Origin of the sequence: Mariniphaga anaerophila, from assembly GCF_900129025.1 — a bacterium.
GTDB classification, from domain to species: domain Bacteria; phylum Bacteroidota; class Bacteroidia; order Bacteroidales; family Prolixibacteraceae; genus Mariniphaga; species Mariniphaga anaerophila.
In genome coordinates this window covers 44,934-63,107 of sequence record NZ_FQUM01000015.1, presented here as the reverse complement: position 1 = coordinate 63,107, position 18,174 = coordinate 44,934, and the positions used below count along the sequence as shown (strand labels likewise).

Below are 18,174 nucleotides of genomic sequence, written 5' to 3'. Positions count from 1 at the left end.
AATCTATTTGAGTTTTCGCTATGCCTATATCATCGAATCATTGGGGGCTTTACACCGATTTTTATGAGTTAACAATGGCTCAGGGATATTTCTACTGCGGCAAAAAAGATGACACCACAACATTTAATTACTTTTTCCGCACCAATCCCTACCAAGGTGGATTTACTGTTTTTGCCGGTCTTCATGACTTCTTAAAATTACTACTGGAATATACTTTTAACGAAACAGATATTGCCTTTTTAGAAGAACAGGGCTTTAATAAAGAGTTTCTGGAGTACCTTCGGACCTTCAAATTTTCAGGCAATATCATCAGTGCCAACGAAGGTGAAATCATGTTTCCAGGCGAACCGGTGCTTCAAATTGAAGGAAACATAATTGAGTGCCAGCTCATCGAAAGCATGTTGCTGAATATACTCAACTTTGAATCGCTTGTAGCCACAAAAGCATTTCGGACAAAACTGGTGGCCAACGGCAAAGTTTTTTCCGATTTTGGACTGCGCAGAGCCCAAGGGCTGGGAGCCATTCACGGCAGTCGCGCGGCAAAAATCGGAGGCGCTGCTTCCACTTCAAACGTACTGGCAGGAAAACTGTTTGACATACCGCTTTCCGGAACACAGGCGCACTCGTGGATTCAAAGTTTCGACACAGAACTGGAAGCCTTCAGGGCATTTGCAAGAACTCACCCCGAAGACACCATTTTGCTTGTTGACACCTATGATTCATTGATGTCGGGCATTCCCAACGCCATCACCGTGGCAAAGGAGCTGGAAAAAGAAGGCAATCAGATGCAGGCCATCCGGCTCGACAGCGGTGATTTGGCTTATCTGAGTAAAAAAGCCCGAAAAATGCTGGATGACGCCAAGCTGGAATACGTAAAAATACTGGCTTCGAACCAACTAAATGAATACGTGGTAAAAAGTCTTATAAAAGATCAAAACGCGCCAATTGACGGTTTTGGAATAGGAACCGAACTTATTACCGGGAAAAGCGATGCCGCACTTGATGGCGTTTATAAACTTGTTGAAATAAACGGCCGACCAAAAATGAAGCTTTCGGAAAATATTGAGAAAGTAACATTGCCGTGCAAAAAGCAAGTTTACAGATGTTTCGGCGATGATGGCACTTTTTACCGCGATGCAATTCTGGTGGCCGATGAAAATCCGGAAGAAGCCGAATTTATATTTCATCCCGTTTATCCGGAAAGGAAAACTCAGATAACTCACCTTCATAAAGAACCTCTTTTAAACACTGTTGTAAAGGCAGGAGAAATAATTCGGGAGCAAAAAGGCACTGACGAAATTCACCAGTACCTGAGCAAAAGGAGCGAGCTGCTCCCTGAAGAACACAAACGATTTATCAGCCCCCACATTTATAAAGTTGGAATTTCACAAAAATTGATGGAAACCCGGGACGCACTAACAAAACAGTTGCTAAAAAAATCATCGGTTTAAAAAATGGTAGAAATTATTCGCCCCACGCTGGTTATTAACAAAGACGTTTGTCTTCAGAATATTGAAAAAATGGCACAGAAAGCGAAATCTCACAAGCTTCGTTTCAGGCCCCATTTCAAAACCCACCAGTCTGCAAAAATAGGCGACTGGTTCAGAATATTCGGAGTAGACGCCATTACTGTTTCTTCGGTGCAAATGGCCGAGTATTTTGCCCGAAACGGCTGGAATGACATTACCATTGCTTTTCCTTTAAATATTCTGGAAATTGGGAACATTAACAGACTGGCAGCCAACATAAAACTAAATGTTCTGATTGAGAACAGAGAAGCCGCCACTGCCCTTTCAAAAAGGGCTACCAATCCGGTGGGCGTATTTTTTAAAATTGATACCGGGGCAACCCGCACGGGAATTGACCCGTCAAAAACAGGAACAATAAATTCAATTCTGGAGATTCTTTCCAATAATAAAAAAATCACGTTCAAAGGATTTCTCACTCACGCCGGGCACACATACAGTGCCTTATCTACAAACGAAATTTTCAGTCGCCATTTTGACGCACTTCTGAAACTCAAAAATCTAAAGAAAAAATATCAAAGCAGGTTTCCGGATATAGAAGTGAGCATTGGAGATACTCCGTCGTGCACCTTATGCACCAACTTTAACGGAGTTGACGAAATAAGGCCCGGTAATTTTGTGTTTTACGATTTAATGCAATACAACCTGGGCGTTTGCAGCCTTGACGATATTGCCGTTCGGATGGTTTGCCCCGTAGTTGCAAAACACCCGTCGCGTAGTGAAATAGTTATCTATGGCGGAGCCATTCACTTTTCGCGCGAATCACTTATAAACGTCGACGGGAAACCCTTTTTCGGACGTATTTATATTCGTAATAACGGAGAGGAAAAGCTTTTAAGCGAGCGCAACTACCTTTCCAAACTATCCCAGGAACACGGCATTATCAAAGTGTCTCAAAAAAGCTTTAACCTGATTCAGATTGGAGATCTGGTTGAGGTTGTGCCAATCCATTCGTGCCTTACGGCCAACCTTGCCCGCAAATACCTCACTACAGAAGGTGAAGAAATTCCCATGATAAACACATAGAAAAACCTGCTTTACAAATTGAGCATCGCCTTCAAAAACAAAAAGAAATTTCTCAGCTGGTTAATCCAGCTTCAATACGGCTAAAAAGGCATTTTGTGGGACTTCCACGTTTCCTACCTGTTTCATCCGTTTTTTCCCTTTCTTCTGTTTTTCAAGCAGTTTACGTTTTCTGGAAATGTCACCACCATAACATTTGGCAGTCACATCTTTTCGTACCGCTTTAACGGTTTCCCGAGCAATAATTTTCGCTCCAATTGCTGCCTGAATGGCAATATCAAACTGCTGACGCGGAATCAGTTCCTTCAACTTTTCACACATTCGCCTTCCAAACGGATAAGCATTGTCGAAATGAGTAAGTGTTGAAAGCGCATCCACCATTTCACCGTTCAATAAAATATCGAGGCGCACCAGTTTAGCCGGTTTATATCCGTTCATGTGATAATCGAACGATGCGTATCCACGCGAAATACTTTTCAGCTTATCGTAAAAGTCAAAAACAATCTCGCCCAACGGCAGGTTAAAAACCAATTCTGCCCGTTCTGCAGTCAAATAACTTTGATTAATCAGAACACCCCTTTTATCAAGACAAAGATTCATTACCGGACCGATAAAGTCGGAAGAAGTGATTATGCTCGCCCGGATGTAAGGTTCTTCAATAGTATCGATAACAGTTTGATTGGGCAGCCCGGAAGGATTGTAAACTCTTACCGTATTTCCGTCTGTTAAATGCACCAGATAAGAAACGTTAGGAACCGTGGTAATAACGTTCATGTCGTATTCACGCTCCAGCCTTTCCTGGATTATCTCCATGTGCAGTAGTCCCAGAAAACCGCATCGAAAACCAAAGCCAAGCGCAGCTGACGACTCGGGCTCAAATGTAAGCGATGCATCGTTTAACTGAAGTTTGTCCATGGCGCTCCGCAGGTCTTCGTAATCGTCTGCATCTACCGGATAAATTCCGGCAAATACCATTGGTTTTACTTCCTCAAACCCAGAAATTGCCTTGTCGCAAGGACTTTCTACGTGGGTAATCGTATCACCAACTTTTACTTCCTTGGCAGTTTTAATCCCTGAAATTATGTAGCCCACATCTCCGGCAGACAACACGTTTTTAGGAACCATATTAAGTTTTAAAACCCCAATTTCGTCTGCATCGTATTGCTTTCCTGTAGCCACAAATTTCACCAAATCTTTGGTTTTTATCTGGCCGTTCAGAATCTTAAAATAGGCAATTACGCCTCTGAATGAGTTAAACACAGAATCGAAAATAAGTGCCTGCAGCGGAGCTTCGGGATCGCCTTTTGGTGGCGGCACCTTTTCAATAATCCGCTCCAGAATTTCTTCAACACCCATTCCTGTTTTTCCGCTGGCATGAATAATCTCTTCCCTGTCGCAACCAATGAGATCAATCACCTGATCTTCTACCACCTCGGGAATGGCGTTGGGGAGATCCATTTTATTGAGTACCGGAATAATTTCCAAATCATTCTCCAACGCGAGATAAAGATTTGAGATAGTCTGAGCCTGGATTCCCTGCGTTGAGTCTATAATAAGCAAAGCTCCTTCGCATGCTGCAATCGAGCGGGAAACTTCATAAGAAAAATCGACGTGTCCGGGAGTATCAATAAGATTAAGCTTATACGTTTTCCCTTCATGCTCATAATCCATCTGAATGGCATGGCTCTTAATGGTAATCCCACGTTCCTGTTCCAAATCCATACTATCGAGCACCTGATCACGCATTTCTCTCTCTCCTACTGTTTTGGTATGCACCAACATGCGATCGGCAAGCGTGCTTTTTCCGTGGTCAATATGTGCTATAATGCAAAAATTGCGAATGCTATCCATAAACTCCTTTCCTTCTATTGCTTAAATGGCTCCAATAAATTTCACGCAAAGATATCTATTTTTTGATATTGAGAATTGTACAAAATTCTCTTTTGACGATCAATTGCTATTTTGTTTTTTCCATTCGATTTTCATAAAGATCAAAAAGAGGCACTCCGGTTCAGTCCATTAGCTTTAACAAGCCCTGCAACACGGGAATCAGCCCAAACCATTTTTACCTTTTTTAGACTCTTTCTCCCTGTTGTCGATTTTACATGAAGTTTACGAAAGCAATATTTTTTCAAAAAATAATTCTCAAATTTCATTTTTTATTTCTCTCGGAATGCCGTCTGGCACACTATTTGATAAACAAAAGACAGTCATGAAAACAATTTATTAAACAATTTTAAACGTTCATTCGTTTTTATTGGTACAGATTACAACAAGCAATTTGCTGTTTTTTCATAAGTTTGGTTTAGTTAGGTTTAGTTTTGACCCCGGGGCAGAGGCTCCGGGGTTTTCTTTTAACAAAAAAATCCGGTTCAATACAAACCGGACATTTTTATACAGGCCATTGCCAATTTATACTTCTTCTGAAACCACGTAAGGTTTTCTATAATTTCGAGTCAACATCATATCAGCTTCGGGATCGCTGGCAAACTTTTCGTAATTTCCATTGAAAGTAAGCTCACGTTTTAACCGATAAGAAATATTTGCCAAAATAGGCAACGCCGAAGAATAAAAGCCTTCGCGAATGTCGCAATGTAAATCGTAATTGCTGCCGGAACGAATTGCATCGATAAAATTTGCATAATGTTCTGCACCACCCGGAGCCGCTCTAAAAGTCGGATCCTGTGGAACTTCAGACGACGCTTTGGCAGAACCTGCAAAAGGCTCTTTCTCCCTTTCCCGAAATGCCTTCCAGGTGCTTCCGTTCAATTCGAGATACCCATCTGTTCCGTAAAACATATTGCCGATTTTTATATTGAGACTTGATTCTCCATGAGTAAATCTGCCACGGGTTTCAAACTCCAAAACTTTGCCGTCTTCGTAAGTAAATAAAGAGGTCTGAGTATTTGGTGTTTCCTGGGAACACTCTTTTGGGCTAATTCCATAAATTCCTCCCGTTGAAAAAATCGAAACCGGATGTTCGTCTTTATTCAGTCCCCACCGGGCAATGTCGAATTGGTGTGGCCCCTGGTTTCCGGTATCTCCATTTCCGGTATTCCAATGCCAGTGCCAGTTGTAATGTCCTCTTTTTTCGTTGTACGGACGCCATTGCACAGGACCAAGCCACATGTCGTAATGCAAATTTTCAGGAGGCATACTGTCGGGCGCCATGCCGAATGAATCGCGTGGTTTATAGCAAAGCCCCTTGGCCATATACACATCTCCAATTCCGCCGTCATGCAAAAATTTCATGGCTTCCATCACATTGGCAATCGAACGATTTTGGAAACCCACCTGCACCCGAACATTGTATTTACGGGCAGCCTCAATCATTTTTCGTCCTTCGAAAACATTATGACTGGCAGGCTTTTCAACATACACATGTTTTCCGGCCTGGCATGCCCAGATGGTACCCAATGCGTGCCAGTGATTAGGCGTTGCAAACGAAACCGCGTCAATATCTTTATCATCAAAAACCCTACGCATATCCCACTCGGTAACCGGCCTGGTTCCAATGGCATCCTGCACTTTCTTTGCTCGTTCGCCGTAAAGATCTTCGTCCACATCGCAAATAGTTTTCAAAAAAACATTCCGGTTTTCTTTCAATGAACACCATTTTCCTATATGCCCGTTCCCCTGCCCGCGAATTCCAACAACAGCCATTGTAATTCTTTCGTTAGCTCCCATTATGGAGGCGTAAGATTTAGCACTAAACCCCAGTCCGCCTATGGCAATTCCTGCGGTTCCGGCAAGGCTCTTTTTAATAAAGTCCCTTCTCAGTGTCATATTCAATTAATTTAATTGGTTTATTAAGGGTTCAATTTAACAAATTGATTTTTAACAGAAAAGAGATTGCAGAATGAATCTCCGGGAAGTGATATAAAGAAATCACCCGGAAACGCCGGGTTCCGGGTGAGGGGTGTGTTCTATTTTGCTATTCAAATTTTAACGGGAGCAGGTACTTCACCGGAACCGGTTTCCCGCGTTGCTTTCCCGGAGTCCAGTCGGGCATTCCGGTAACAATTTCGATTGCCCCTTCTGCCGCTTTTTCGTTATCTTTTTCTGGTACTTTAACATCTGTTACTTTACCTTTTTCGTCTACCGTGAATGCCACTTTGGCTTTCCCTTTTATTCCTTTTGACTGTGCAATTTTGTGTTGCATTTCAATAAAATATTTCTGAAGGGCGGCATAACCTCCAGGAAACTGAGGCATATCTTCCACAACAAAGAATATTGTTTTTTCCTCGTTGGGTGAAGGCAATGGAGGAGGTGGTGGCGGAGTATTTTCTACTTCTTTTTTAGTAGCAGGAACTGGCGGTGGCGGTGGTGGTGGCGGCGACAATTGCTGTTTCCCGTCGTACGTGTTGTTCTGAATTTCAATAACCACGTCTTCCATTACGTACTCGCAATTGTAAGTATTTCCCTTTTTCGAACCGGATGTAATTTCCGCATAACCGGCCTCAACCTTTTTTTTCCCTACATACGATAATACAATTGTAGACTCTTCGGGAATGCTCAATTCAAATTTTCCCGCCCTGTCGGCAACAGTCCCAACGGATGTTCCTTTTATAATTACCGAAGTTCCGGGAAGTGGCTTGCCTGCCTCATCTTTTATCACGCCGGCCATCTTAACGGATTCCAGTGAAACAAGAGCAACCTCTGCCGGAGTGCTTCCGCTTTCATTTTCCTGCCCGCCAACCCGGTAATCGGGTTCGGCAAATGCAAAAAGCAGCAGCGCCACAGCGGGCAAAACCCACGCAAATTTCATCTGCCTAATGACAGATGCTTTCGTTTTCGTCATCATTTTTAATCGATTTGTGTTAAGGGCAAAATTCAGATTGTTGGTTACGCCAATTACCTGCACGCCCATTAACTGGTTAATTAATAAAGCTTGGTACCGGCCCAAATTGTGCCCCTGCGCAAGGACTCCTTTGTCGGCCAGGTACTCATGATTCTGTTTAATTGATCGTTCAAAGAACCAAATAAACGGATTGAACCAAAAGATGACTGTTAACAGTTCTATAATAAGCAGGTCGAACCAGTGATTCTCACGAATGTGCACTTGTTCGTGAGCCAGAATTTCCGGCAGGTCTTCCTGCTTGTGTAATTTCGGATTAATAAAAACCACATTAAAAAAAGAAAAAGGAACGTTGTATTTCTCGTTTTCAACGATGTAAATTCCGTTTGTTGATTTTGCCCGTTTTTTCACGATTAAATGAATAAGCGTGAACGATTGAACTAACAACCGCGATACAAAAATGATAATGCCGGCAAAATAAATGGTTATTACTGCCAGTTGCCAGCTGAATCCCGAGGCAGCCTGCTCCCGACCTGAAATCACCGGAATATGTTTAAAAGTATCGGGAATTGCCGTAAATACATTGGCGCTACTCACCTGCTCCGCTACTACCAGGTAATGAATCGGGAACAGCGGAAGCACAACCGACGAAATGAGGGCTATAAGCAGAAACCACCGGTTGGCATTATGAAAAGTTTCTTTCCGAAGAAACAGCAAATAAACCAGGTAGAAAAGAATAATCCCGGCAGATGCTTTTATCAGAAAAACAAATATCGATTCCATGGCCTATTCTTTTGGCGGGTTACTTTCCAATTCTTTCTCTGTAATTTTGAGCATCTCTTCCAGCTCGGTTATATCCAGGTTGTTTTCGCGGGCAAAAAAGGTAGCAAGTTTAGGAAATGAACCGTTAAAGTAGTCTTTCAGCAAGGATCCAAACTGAAAACGGGCGTATTCATTTTTTGTTACCGAAGGAAAAAACAGGTTGGTGTTCCCTATTTTCCGGCACGAAACAAAACCTTTGTTTTCCAACACTTTCAACACTGTGGCAACAGTTGTGTAAGCAGGTCGTGGCTCCTCAAATTCTTCTACCACATCTTTAACCACACCTTCTTTAAGGTCCCACAGGATGTGCATAATCTGTTCTTCCGCTTTTGTAAGTGTTTTCATCTTTAATTGAATTTCCAATTTGTCTACTACAAATATAGTACTAATAAATTAGAAATAAAACTATCTTTGTAATAAAATTACTATAAAAATAGTAGTATTCAACAAACCACTTGTTATAAATAGATTAGCACAAACAAAAAGGAGATTCTTCAGGCTAAATTTTGGGGTTCGGGATCTTCACGAGTAAAAAACTTCTGAAACTGAGAAGAAATTTTTCCAGACAGGTTACAAATTCCTAATTTCTTTCCACACCTTTTCATTTACCGGAATTCCATTTTTCAGGTTTTCTGCTTTGGTTTTCAAAACCCGTTCTCCCGGGAAACGAATCTCGCCTCCCGGTTTTTCCGGTTCTGATACTTTCAAATCTGAAATAATTCCAGTTATTGTTTTATTAATTGCAGCGAAATTGTTGATTTGGTCAAGACTAAAAGCAATAAAAACCTGAGAAACACTAAACTCAGCTTCCTGTTTACTCAGTTTACAGGTGGGCAAACCCGCAGACAAAACAGTTGCCAGAATGTCAAGAAGTAACGACAACCCGGCACCTTTCCAGTACCCGATTGGCAGCGCACGCCGCGATTCCAGAATTTCACCGGGCTGATTGGTCAAATTCCCGTTCATGTTGAATCCGCCCGGATAGGACAGACTATTTCCCTCGAGCTGAGTCGCTTCCATTTTTCCGTAAGAATACTGAGTCATGGCAAAATCGAGCACAATTGCCTCTTTTCCATAGGGCACAGCAAAAACAAGAGGGTTGTTGCCCAGCTTGCTTTCTTTAGCTCCCCACGCCGGCATGTTTGCTTCGGTGTTGGTCCAGCCGATAAAAGCAAATCCTTTTTTTGCAGCCAGCCAACCGTAAGTTCCACCGCGCATCCAGTGGTTGGTATTTGCGATGGCCACGCATCCCAAGCCGTTTTCACGGGCCAGCTCAATGGCGCGTTCGGCACAAAAAACTGCATTTAGCGGCCCCGGCCCCAACTGACCATCCCACTGCTCCAACGCTCCAACAGACTGAACCAACCGGGGCTCAGCGTCCACCTGAACAAACCCCCGTTTTATGTAATCCACAAATCGTGGAAATCGATACACACCGTGTGAATATATTCCATCCAGACTATTCTCTGCAAAAATACGGGCGCAGGCCTCCGCTTTTTCATCAGAAAAACCAGTCTTTAACAAAATTCTTTGGAACTCAGATTTCATCTCCGCAAACGGAACTTTGATATTTTGCATGCTAAATCGCTTTCCAGGTTCGTTTCTTATTCTTCTCCTCTTTTGCCCGAAATGCAGCCTCCAAATCAATATTTTTCCGATTGGCAATGGCGCAAACGTAAATAAAAATATCAGCCAGCTCATCGCCTATTTCAGAAAAATCAGACGCAGCATCCACCAAAAGCCCTTCCGATTTTCTTACAGCCTTAAACAATTCGCCCATTTCTTCTCCCATCAAAAGGCACTTATCAATTATTGTTTGCGGAGCAAATCCGCGTTCAATCTCCAACTCTTTTACATACTCCTGAAAATCTTTCAAATCAGGGTTTATTTTTAATTCGGGCATACTAAAATTAACTATTTTGAAGTGCATTTTTTACATTATCCAACAGGCGAGGAATCTTCTCAAAAGGGTCTCCGGCTCCCAGCGTTTCCAAAGGCAAATATCCCCGGTATCCGGCTCTCTTTATTGTTCGAAAAAGTTTTACAAAATCTGTTGGGATTTCTTTTCCGTCAATCCACACATTCTCCTTTATTTGCCAGGTTACTGCATACTGAATATTCTTTGCTATTTCCTGATAGGGATCGGTTTGCCGGTAACTGCCAATATCGAGATTCAATCCCAGCCATTCAGAATCTACCATCTCAAAAATACGCTCTACATCGGCAGAGGTTTTCAAAAAATCATTGTGGTTTTGCAAAGCCACAACCACGCCAAACTGTTTCCCGTAATCGCAACATTCCCTGATATCTTTTGCCATCCATTCGAAAACCTGCTCCCGCGAATATCCCTCGTGAGGGTTTGTACCAGAGAAAATGCGAAGATTGGGAGACCCCAGTCTGGCGGCAGCCTCAATCCACTTTTTTATCATCTCCACGTCGGCTTTTCTCGCAGCAGAATCCGGATTTGCAAAATCATTCCGCACTCCGGTTCCGCTAATATCCAACCCCAGCAAAAAGGCTTTCCGTTTAAACCTGTTTAGATAGTCGTCTGTGGGAACCTGTGGATATCCAGGGAAATAATAACCTGTAGGATCAATTGCATCGAAATTATGTTCGGCACAAAAATCCAACACATCAAACAGATCTATTTTTCCGGCTCGCAACAAGCTGTTAAATGAATATACATTCAAACTGAGTTTGAACTTGTGCGAAAACCCGACCTGCTTATTTTCAACCTCCGCAAAGGATTGAAAAAAGCCGGCTGCAGGCAAGACAGGCGCTACAAAAAGTGCTTTCAGAAGGTTTCTTCGGGATTCGGAATAGTTCATATTAAACAATTTAATCAGCCTAATTTAATGGTTCTTTTTCAAAAGCTGCGAAAAAATCTTTTCGAATCTGAAATGAATGTTTCGTTCATCCGGAAACGAAAAGACAATCGTTGAGATTTTTCTACCTTTGCACCATTAAAATGGCAGAAATGGGGAATAAAAATAGTGCTCTCTGGCACGCAGAACCTTACAATGAGGTTATCAAGTCGATTGAAAGTTCAGAGGAAGGTTTAACAACAAATGAAGCAAAAAAAAGGCTCCAAAAATTCGGTCCCAACCAAATCAAAAAGAAAAGCAACGACGGCCCGTTAATCGTACTGTGGAGACAAATTAACAACCCCCTCATCTGGGTTTTAATCGGGTCGAGCACACTTGCGGTTCTTCTTGGTAAAATAACCGACGGTGCTGTGGTTATGGCGGTTGTGGTTATCAACACCATCATCGGATTCATTCAGGAATTTAAGGCCGGAAAAGCCATTGATGCGTTAAGCGAAATGGTTCCGGAAAACGCAACCGTCCACCGCGACGGGCAAAAAGCATCGATTCCGGTAGCGGAAATTGTGCCGGGAGATATTGTAGAACTCGAAGCCGGAGAACGGATTCCGGCCGATATGCGACTGATTCAGCAAAAAAATCTGAGCGTGGAAGAAGCTGCTCTCACCGGAGAATCGGTTCCTTCACAAAAATCGATAAATGCTGTTGATGCGGACGTTATTCTGGGAGACAGAAAATGTATGGTTTACAGCGGCACACTCGTTGCCACCGGAACGGGAAAGGCCGTTGTTGTATCTACCGGCATGAATACCGAGTTGGGCAAAATATCGAATATGCTAAACGAAACCACCGACCTGGAAACGCCGCTCACGCAAAAACTGGGAGAAATAGGGAAATACCTCACCATTGGCATCGTGGCCATAACCGCAGTTATAATGGTTGTGGGAATTATTCGTGCTACCGGGCAGGGAATTGCGTTAAACATGGTTTTAAAAGACAGCCTTGTTTTTGCCATTGCACTTGCCGTGGGCGCTATTCCTGAAGGGCTGCCGGCAGTGGTTACAATTGCCCTCGCAATTGGAGTACAACGGATGGCCCGGAGAAAAGCGATTATTCGCAAGCTCCCGGCTGTAGAAACGCTGGGCAGTACTACCGTTATTTGCTCAGACAAAACCGGAACACTCACCCGCAACGAGATGACCGTAAATCAACTGTGGACAAAAAACCAAAGCATTCAGGTAACCGGAGCCGGATACAATACTGACGGAATTTTTCAACAAAACGGAAATGAAATAAAAGATTTACCTAAAGAAATAAAGGTGCTGCTTGAAGATGCCGCACTATGCAGCGACGCCAGTTTCAAAGCTGAAACCAATGGTGTTGGCGTAACCGGCGATCCCACCGAAATTGCATTGGTAGTGGCAGCAGCAAAAGCTCATTTGGATGTGGATTTGTTACGGAATAATCATCCCAGAAAAGATGTGATTCCGTTCGATTCTGAATCGAAATTTATGGCCACACTAAACGAGAACACAACCCAGCGAATACTAATAAAAGGCGCCCCTGAAGTTATTTTAAAACGTTGCGCCACACATTTAAGCGGAGAAACATTGGAACAAGATACTGTTTTGGCTGAGATGGAACGACTGGGATCCAAAGGGATGCGTGTTTTGGCTGTTGCTCAAAAAACACGAAACCACTCTGAAAACCGGGAACTTTCTCCGAATGAAACCGAAGGCGGTTTTCAGTTTGTGGGACTTTTGGGGATGATTGATCCTCCGCGCACAGAAGCAATTGAAGCGATAAAGGCATGTCACAATGCCGGGATTGTTGTAAAAATGATTACCGGCGACCACCAGACAACTGCCCGGTCAATCGGAATGGATTTAGGGCTTTCTGAAGGAAAAACAATAACCGGCATGGAACTGGTAAAAATGTCTAACGAAACGCTGGCCGAAGTTGTTAAACACACCAACATTTTCGCGCGCGTTGCACCGGAACACAAACTCAGGCTGGTAAAAGCGCTGCAGGCCAACAACCAGATTGTTGCAATGACCGGAGACGGAGTAAATGATGCACCGTCGCTTAAGCAATCGAACATCGGCGTAGCCATGGGAATTACCGGAACTTCTGTTTCCAAAGAATCGTCTGACATTGTGCTGGCCGACGATAATTTTGCCAGCATTAGTGCAGCCGTAGAAGAAGGCCGCCGGGTGTACGACAACCTGCTAAAATCGCTTGCATTTCTGCTGCCAACCAATTTAGGACTTGCATTTATTCTGATTTACGGAATCATGTTTTTCCCCTTCAACCTGGCAACCGGAGAACTTTTATTACCGATGCTCCCAACTCAGTTGCTGTGGATTAACCTTGTTGCAGCCGTGGCACTGGCGCTTCCGCTGGCGTTCGAAGTAAAAGAACCGAATGTAATGAAACGCCCGCCCCGAAAACCCGACGCGCCGCTGTTCAACAAATTTGTGACATTCCGAGTAGTTTTTGTTTCGCTGTTTATGACTGCAGGCACCATTATCGTATTTAATTTGCATTATGCCCACAGCCTGACAGACGGACTCGACCCGGCATTTGCCCAGGCAAAAGCACAAACCATGGCAGTAACATTCGTTATCCTGTTCCAGATTTTTTACATGCTTAACTGCCGTTCGTTACGCGATTCGCTGCTAAAAATCGGATTCTTCAGCAATCCGCTGGTTTTTCTGGGAATTGGAATCGTACTTGCGCTACAGGTTGTTTTCATTTACGCCCCGTTTATGCACAGCATTTTCAAAACAGTTCCGCTCAGTGCAAAAGAAGTACTGATTGCTACATTATTTGGATTTGCAATTTTCCCGGTAATCTGGTTCGAAAAATGGATCCATTTTCTGATAAACCGAAAGAAAAAAATCAGCTAGCTCCCGGTCGAAACTTCATCATTAAATTTGAATGTCCGGTACAGGTAACCCATTGCAGGAAAAACAATAATCACCCCAACAACAAGCGCTATCAGCAGGTAAAGCTGCGTTTCGTCGGGAGCACTTGAATTCTGAACGGTAAGATCAGCTCCGTCTTTGATTTTAACCACAACGGGAAATTGAATGGCAAACCAGCCGGTAATAATCATGGTAGTTTGAAAAGCACCAATAATACGCACACGGGTTTTGTTGTTCCGGTTCAGATTTATCCACAAAAACGGCAGCGCTATTGAGGCAAGCACAACGCTGGCAATACTTGCCGGAGAATGGTAGAATTCATAAAAAAGTGAATGCCCGTTTACTTCGGCCGCAGCAAAAACCAGTGCTCCGCTTAACACCAGCACAAATATTAACGTTTTTGCGAGCTTTGTAAACCGGGTAATGTGCGGTTCTTCTTTAATTTCTCCAACCGTATAGATATTAGCAAGAAAAGCAAACAGCACGACCATAAAAAATCCCAGGCTGAAAGAAAACAGGTTTAACCACGGATGAATATAAACCGCAAAAAAACCTTTGCTGTAATCCACTGATATTTCGCCCAAAATAATTCCTCCTAAAGTTACCCCCAGAAAGAAAGTGGTAAAGAGACTGGAGTACCTGAAAATGTTGGAATAAACAGCTTTTGGAGTGGCCTCATCAATATCGTAGTGGCGGAAAGTAAATGCCGAACCACGCAGAATAATTCCAATTAGCACCAGCAAAACCGGAATGTGCAACGCGGTAAGCACTGTGGTATAAACCGTAGGGAAACCAACAAACAAAATAACAACCACTAAAATAAGCCACATGTGATTCGCCTCCCACACCGGGGCAATTGCCCGGGTAACAATTCCGGATGCTTTTCCACGGGTAAGCAGTTCGAGAATTCCGCCGCCAAAATCGGCACCACCCAACAATACATATAACAGAAGACAAATGGCGAGTATCGCAAAAATCATTTCAGTCATTTGGACAAATATTTTGATTGTAACACTTTAATCTGTCGGCTCAGCAACCAGATAATAATAAAACTCAAAAGCAGGTAAACCGTTGTTATGGTGTAAAAAGTGTATTGAATTCCGGGCATCGGAGTAAGCGAATCTACGGTTTTCATAATACCGTAAATAATCCAGGGTTGCCTGCCCACTTCGGTAACAATCCAGCCGGCCTGCACCGCAATAAAACCAAGCGGTGTGGCAACCACAAGCATTCTTAGCCACCATTTTTTCTCCAGCCAGTGCTGCTTTTTCCAACGGCCAACAATAAAAATTACCCCCAGCAATGCCAGAAACATTCCAATGGCAACCATCAACTGAAACGAATAGTGCACAATCGGCACAGGAGGCCACTCTTCCCTGGGAAACTCTTCCAGCCCTTTCACCTCTGCATTAAAGTCGCCATGCGCCAGGAAGCTCAGAAAACCGGGTAGTTTAATCGCGTATCTTACGTCCTTATTTTCCACATCGGGAATGCCGCCAATAATGAGTGGAGCTTTGGTTGTTGTTTCAAAATGCGACTCAAAAGCAGCCAGTTTGGCCGGTTGCAATTCAGCTACACTTTTTGCTGAAAGGTCGCCGCTTACCGGCTGCAAAAGTGCGGCCACTGCTGCAAACGACAGTGCAATTGTAATGGCCTTTGCATGAATCTCCAGTCTGTTTTTGAGGTAAAGAATAGCGTGCACTCCGGCAACGGCAAACCCTGTAGCCGAAAATGCTGCAATGGTCATGTGGTGAGCCTGGGCAAACCATGCTTTGTTAAACATCGCTTTTACGGGGTCAATATTTTCAGCCTGACCATTTACCCAGTCGAATCCTGCGGGAGCATTCATCCAGGCGTTGGCAGCAACCACAAAAATTCCGGAAAGCACTCCGGCAATTCCCACAACCAGCCCCGTGTATAGATGCACCCATTTGTTTAGCCGTTTCCAACCGTAGAGGAAAAGGCCAAGAGCAATTGCTTCAAGGAAGAAGGCCGTTCCTTCCCAGGAAAACGGCATCCCAAAAATGGGTCCGGCGTGTTCCATGAAAGTAGGCCAGAGCATTCCCAACTCAAACGAAAGAACCGTTCCGGAAACTGCTCCTACCGCAAAGAAAATAGCAACTCCTTTAGACCAGGCCTTGGCCAAATCGAGATAAACAGGGTTTTTCGTGCGCAACCACTTCCATTCGGCAACAAACATAAACCACGGCATCACCATGCCGATGCAGGCAAAAATAATGTGAAATCCAAGCGACACGCCCATCTGCATGCGGGCAGCTAAAAACTCGTCCATATTCCTATTCTTTGAAGTAAAAACTTACCAAACTCAACGTTTAAAACCCGTTTCGGTTTGATAACTTCTGACGATTAGCTGCACTAAAAGCTGCTGTTTTACTGTAATAATCTGACAGGCGAATGGTTAGCAGCAGAAATTACTACTGTCAATTTTATACTTTCTTTGAACTTTGGAAATGACCATTGCGCTTTTTCTACACTTTCCCTTTGTTACCGAGTTTTTTTTGAAGAAAAAGTAACTACACGCAAGGCATAAGGAAACGAGCCTTCGCGTTAAATAAGACGGATGGCGGGTACAATAATTCACGAAATAGCCAACGAAGCAGACTATCGAAAAAGCAGATTGCCCAGTCGGGAAAAATTCTGTAAAAAGGGAATCAAACGAAAAAAAGACCTGCACCCAAATTCAGCGCGCCAATTTTATTTATATCTGCTCCCACCCTTGCCTGTAACTGTGTCGTATCCATTCTTCAACCGTCTGGATAGCCGAGAGAGTAGCATACTCACTGTTTGTTCTGGGCTTACCATGAGAAATTTCGAAATTGCTTTCGGAAAGAATTCGAATAACATCGGAAGAACCAATATTGGCAAATCGCATATTGGGGCCATCCCAAATCAACTTTCGGTTCAGGCCTTGCATCCGCACTGCCAGCACACCCAACATAATCAACTCATTTAACGGGCCGGCATATCCAAAATGCGACGAAGCCTTCAACCGGGTTTCTTTGGGTTCTTTACACGCCCGCACCCAATCCTGTTCATGGCCGCCCTCAAACGGATTAAATATCCGACGGATTGATTTTGCCGGCTCCTGAAAATGATCCATTTCACCGGTTGGGAGCAGTGTCGGATCTTTTGCAAAAGCACCACACATAATTTTTCCACGGGTTCCGTAAAAAATGCAACCGCCATGGTCATCGCCCATCATTTCTCCATCTGCCAACTCCTCGGGCCGGGGTGGCATCCAACCACCATCGTACCAATTCACCGAAACTTCGGGCATGGCAACTTTGGGCAGATTGTCGCGCCGCGGAAAATGGAAGCGTACAAATTCTGAATCAGGAAGCGATTCGGTATTAAATTGAGAAGAGCTTGCCTCAACCGATTCAGGATACTGAAGCAACAACGCTTTAAAAACAGGATCGAGAATATGAGCTCCCATGTCGCCGAGTGCACCTGAGCCAAAATTCCAGAAACTTCTCCACATAAACGGATGGTAAGCCGGGTTGTATTCTCTCCATGATGCCGGACCGACAAATAAATCCCAATCCAAATCACGCGGAACTCGTTTACCCCGGTTGGGCAGCGTATTGTTTTGCGGCCAGTTAGGCCGGGTGGTCCAGGCGTCAACATGCGTAATTTCGCCAATTGTACCCGCCCAAATCCATTCGCAAATTTTCCGTATTCCTTCTCCCGAATTCCCCTGGTTACCCATTTGCGTGGCAACTCCGTATCGTTCGGCTGTTTCAGCCAAAATTCGCGATTCATAAACAGAATGAGCAAGCGGCTGCTGGACAAAAACATGCTTCCCCTCACGAATAGCCGATACCGCAGCCAATGCATGAGTATGATCGGGAGTCGCAATAACTACAGCATCAATATCTTTTTGTTCTTCCAGCATTACCCTGAAATCTTTGTATTGCTTTGCCATAGGCCACCGTTTAAACGTGTTGCCTGCGTAACTCCAATCCACATCGCACAACGCCACAATGTTTTCAGTCTCCATATTACGAAGATTTACGTAGCCATAACCACCAACGCCAATCCCGGCAATATTCAATTTATCGCTGGGTGATTGGTGTCCCAGTCCTGCTACAACGTGAGACGGCAGAATGGTCATTCCGGCTGCAACGGAAACAGTGCTTCCAATAAATGCCCGTCGGGAAACTGTATTCTTTTTTTTGTCCATTTTTCTAAAACATTACTTTCGGAATCGGTCCGATGCAAAATAGATAAAAATT

Annotated in this window: 13 protein-coding genes; 3 read left to right on the top strand and 10 right to left on the bottom strand. The window is 43.8% G+C overall.

What is annotated here, in order from left to right:
• Positions 1 to 20 precede the first annotated feature (20 nt).
• The gene (locus tag BUB08_RS18795) at positions 21 to 1,451 is read left to right on the top strand and encodes a nicotinate phosphoribosyltransferase (RefSeq protein ID WP_073003460.1); all 1,431 of its coding nucleotides are present in this window, start codon (positions 21 to 23) and stop codon (positions 1,449 to 1,451) included.
• Positions 1,452 to 1,454: 3 nt separating this feature from the next.
• On the top strand, positions 1,455 to 2,552 hold the full coding sequence (locus BUB08_RS18790; protein WP_073003459.1) for an alanine racemase: 1,098 nt from the start codon (positions 1,455 to 1,457) through the stop codon (positions 2,550 to 2,552).
• Between the two features lie 60 nt (positions 2,553 to 2,612).
• On the opposite strand, the gene lepA is transcribed toward BUB08_RS18790, so the two are convergent.
• From lepA to BUB08_RS18750, 7 genes are all read right to left on the bottom strand, one after another.
• Positions 2,613 to 4,400: a translation elongation factor 4 gene (lepA, locus tag BUB08_RS18785; RefSeq protein WP_073003458.1), complete on the bottom strand. Its 1,788-nt coding sequence runs from the start codon at positions 4,398 to 4,400 to the stop codon at positions 2,613 to 2,615.
• A gap of 561 nt (positions 4,401 to 4,961) precedes the next feature.
• Positions 4,962 to 6,335 (bottom strand): Gfo/Idh/MocA family protein, encoded by a 1,374-nt coding sequence (locus BUB08_RS18775; protein ID WP_073003456.1) that lies wholly within the window; start codon positions 6,333 to 6,335, stop codon positions 4,962 to 4,964.
• 148 nt (positions 6,336 to 6,483) lie between these two features.
• Positions 6,484 to 8,130 carry a M56 family metallopeptidase gene (locus BUB08_RS18770; RefSeq protein WP_073003455.1) on the bottom strand — a complete coding sequence of 549 codons (1,647 nt, stop codon included), beginning with the start codon at positions 8,128 to 8,130 and terminating at the stop codon, positions 6,484 to 6,486.
• A 3-nt stretch (positions 8,131 to 8,133) separates the two neighbouring features.
• Positions 8,134 to 8,514 (bottom strand): BlaI/MecI/CopY family transcriptional regulator, encoded by a 381-nt coding sequence (locus tag BUB08_RS18765; RefSeq protein ID WP_073003454.1) that lies wholly within the window; start codon positions 8,512 to 8,514, stop codon positions 8,134 to 8,136.
• 225 nt (positions 8,515 to 8,739) lie between these two features.
• Positions 8,740 to 9,747, bottom strand: coding sequence for a 3-dehydro-L-gulonate 2-dehydrogenase (yiaK, locus tag BUB08_RS18760; RefSeq protein WP_175550047.1), 1,008 nt, complete (start codon positions 9,745 to 9,747; stop codon positions 8,740 to 8,742).
• A gap of 1 nt (position 9,748) precedes the next feature.
• Entirely contained in the window at positions 9,749 to 10,072 is a 324-nt protein-coding gene (locus BUB08_RS18755; protein WP_073003480.1) for a MazG nucleotide pyrophosphohydrolase domain-containing protein, read from the bottom strand.
• Between the two features lie 7 nt (positions 10,073 to 10,079).
• A complete protein-coding gene (locus BUB08_RS18750) occupies positions 10,080 to 10,997 on the bottom strand; it encodes a sugar phosphate isomerase/epimerase family protein (RefSeq protein WP_073003453.1) in 918 nt (305 codons plus the stop codon).
• Between the two features lie 149 nt (positions 10,998 to 11,146).
• Here BUB08_RS18750 and BUB08_RS18745 point away from each other — a divergent pair, with 149 nt between their 5' ends.
• Positions 11,147 to 13,900 (top strand): cation-translocating P-type ATPase, encoded by a 2,754-nt coding sequence (locus BUB08_RS18745; RefSeq protein ID WP_073003479.1) that lies wholly within the window; start codon positions 11,147 to 11,149, stop codon positions 13,898 to 13,900.
• Here the strand turns inward: BUB08_RS18745 and BUB08_RS18740 are convergent.
• From BUB08_RS18740 to BUB08_RS18730, 3 genes are all read right to left on the bottom strand, one after another.
• Entirely contained in the window at positions 13,897 to 14,907 is a 1,011-nt protein-coding gene (locus tag BUB08_RS18740; RefSeq protein WP_073003452.1) for a cytochrome d ubiquinol oxidase subunit II, read from the bottom strand. The genes BUB08_RS18745 and BUB08_RS18740 overlap by 4 nt on opposite strands.
• Positions 14,904 to 16,211 carry a cytochrome ubiquinol oxidase subunit I gene (locus BUB08_RS18735; RefSeq protein WP_073003451.1) on the bottom strand — a complete coding sequence of 436 codons (1,308 nt, stop codon included), beginning with the start codon at positions 16,209 to 16,211 and terminating at the stop codon, positions 14,904 to 14,906. The genes BUB08_RS18740 and BUB08_RS18735 overlap by 4 nt, the downstream gene beginning before the upstream one ends.
• Positions 16,212 to 16,637: 426 nt before the next feature.
• Complete coding sequence (locus tag BUB08_RS18730) at positions 16,638 to 18,122, bottom strand: Gfo/Idh/MocA family protein (RefSeq protein ID WP_073003450.1); 1,485 nt, start codon at positions 18,120 to 18,122, stop codon at positions 16,638 to 16,640.
• Between the last annotated feature and the right edge of the window lie 52 nt (positions 18,123 to 18,174).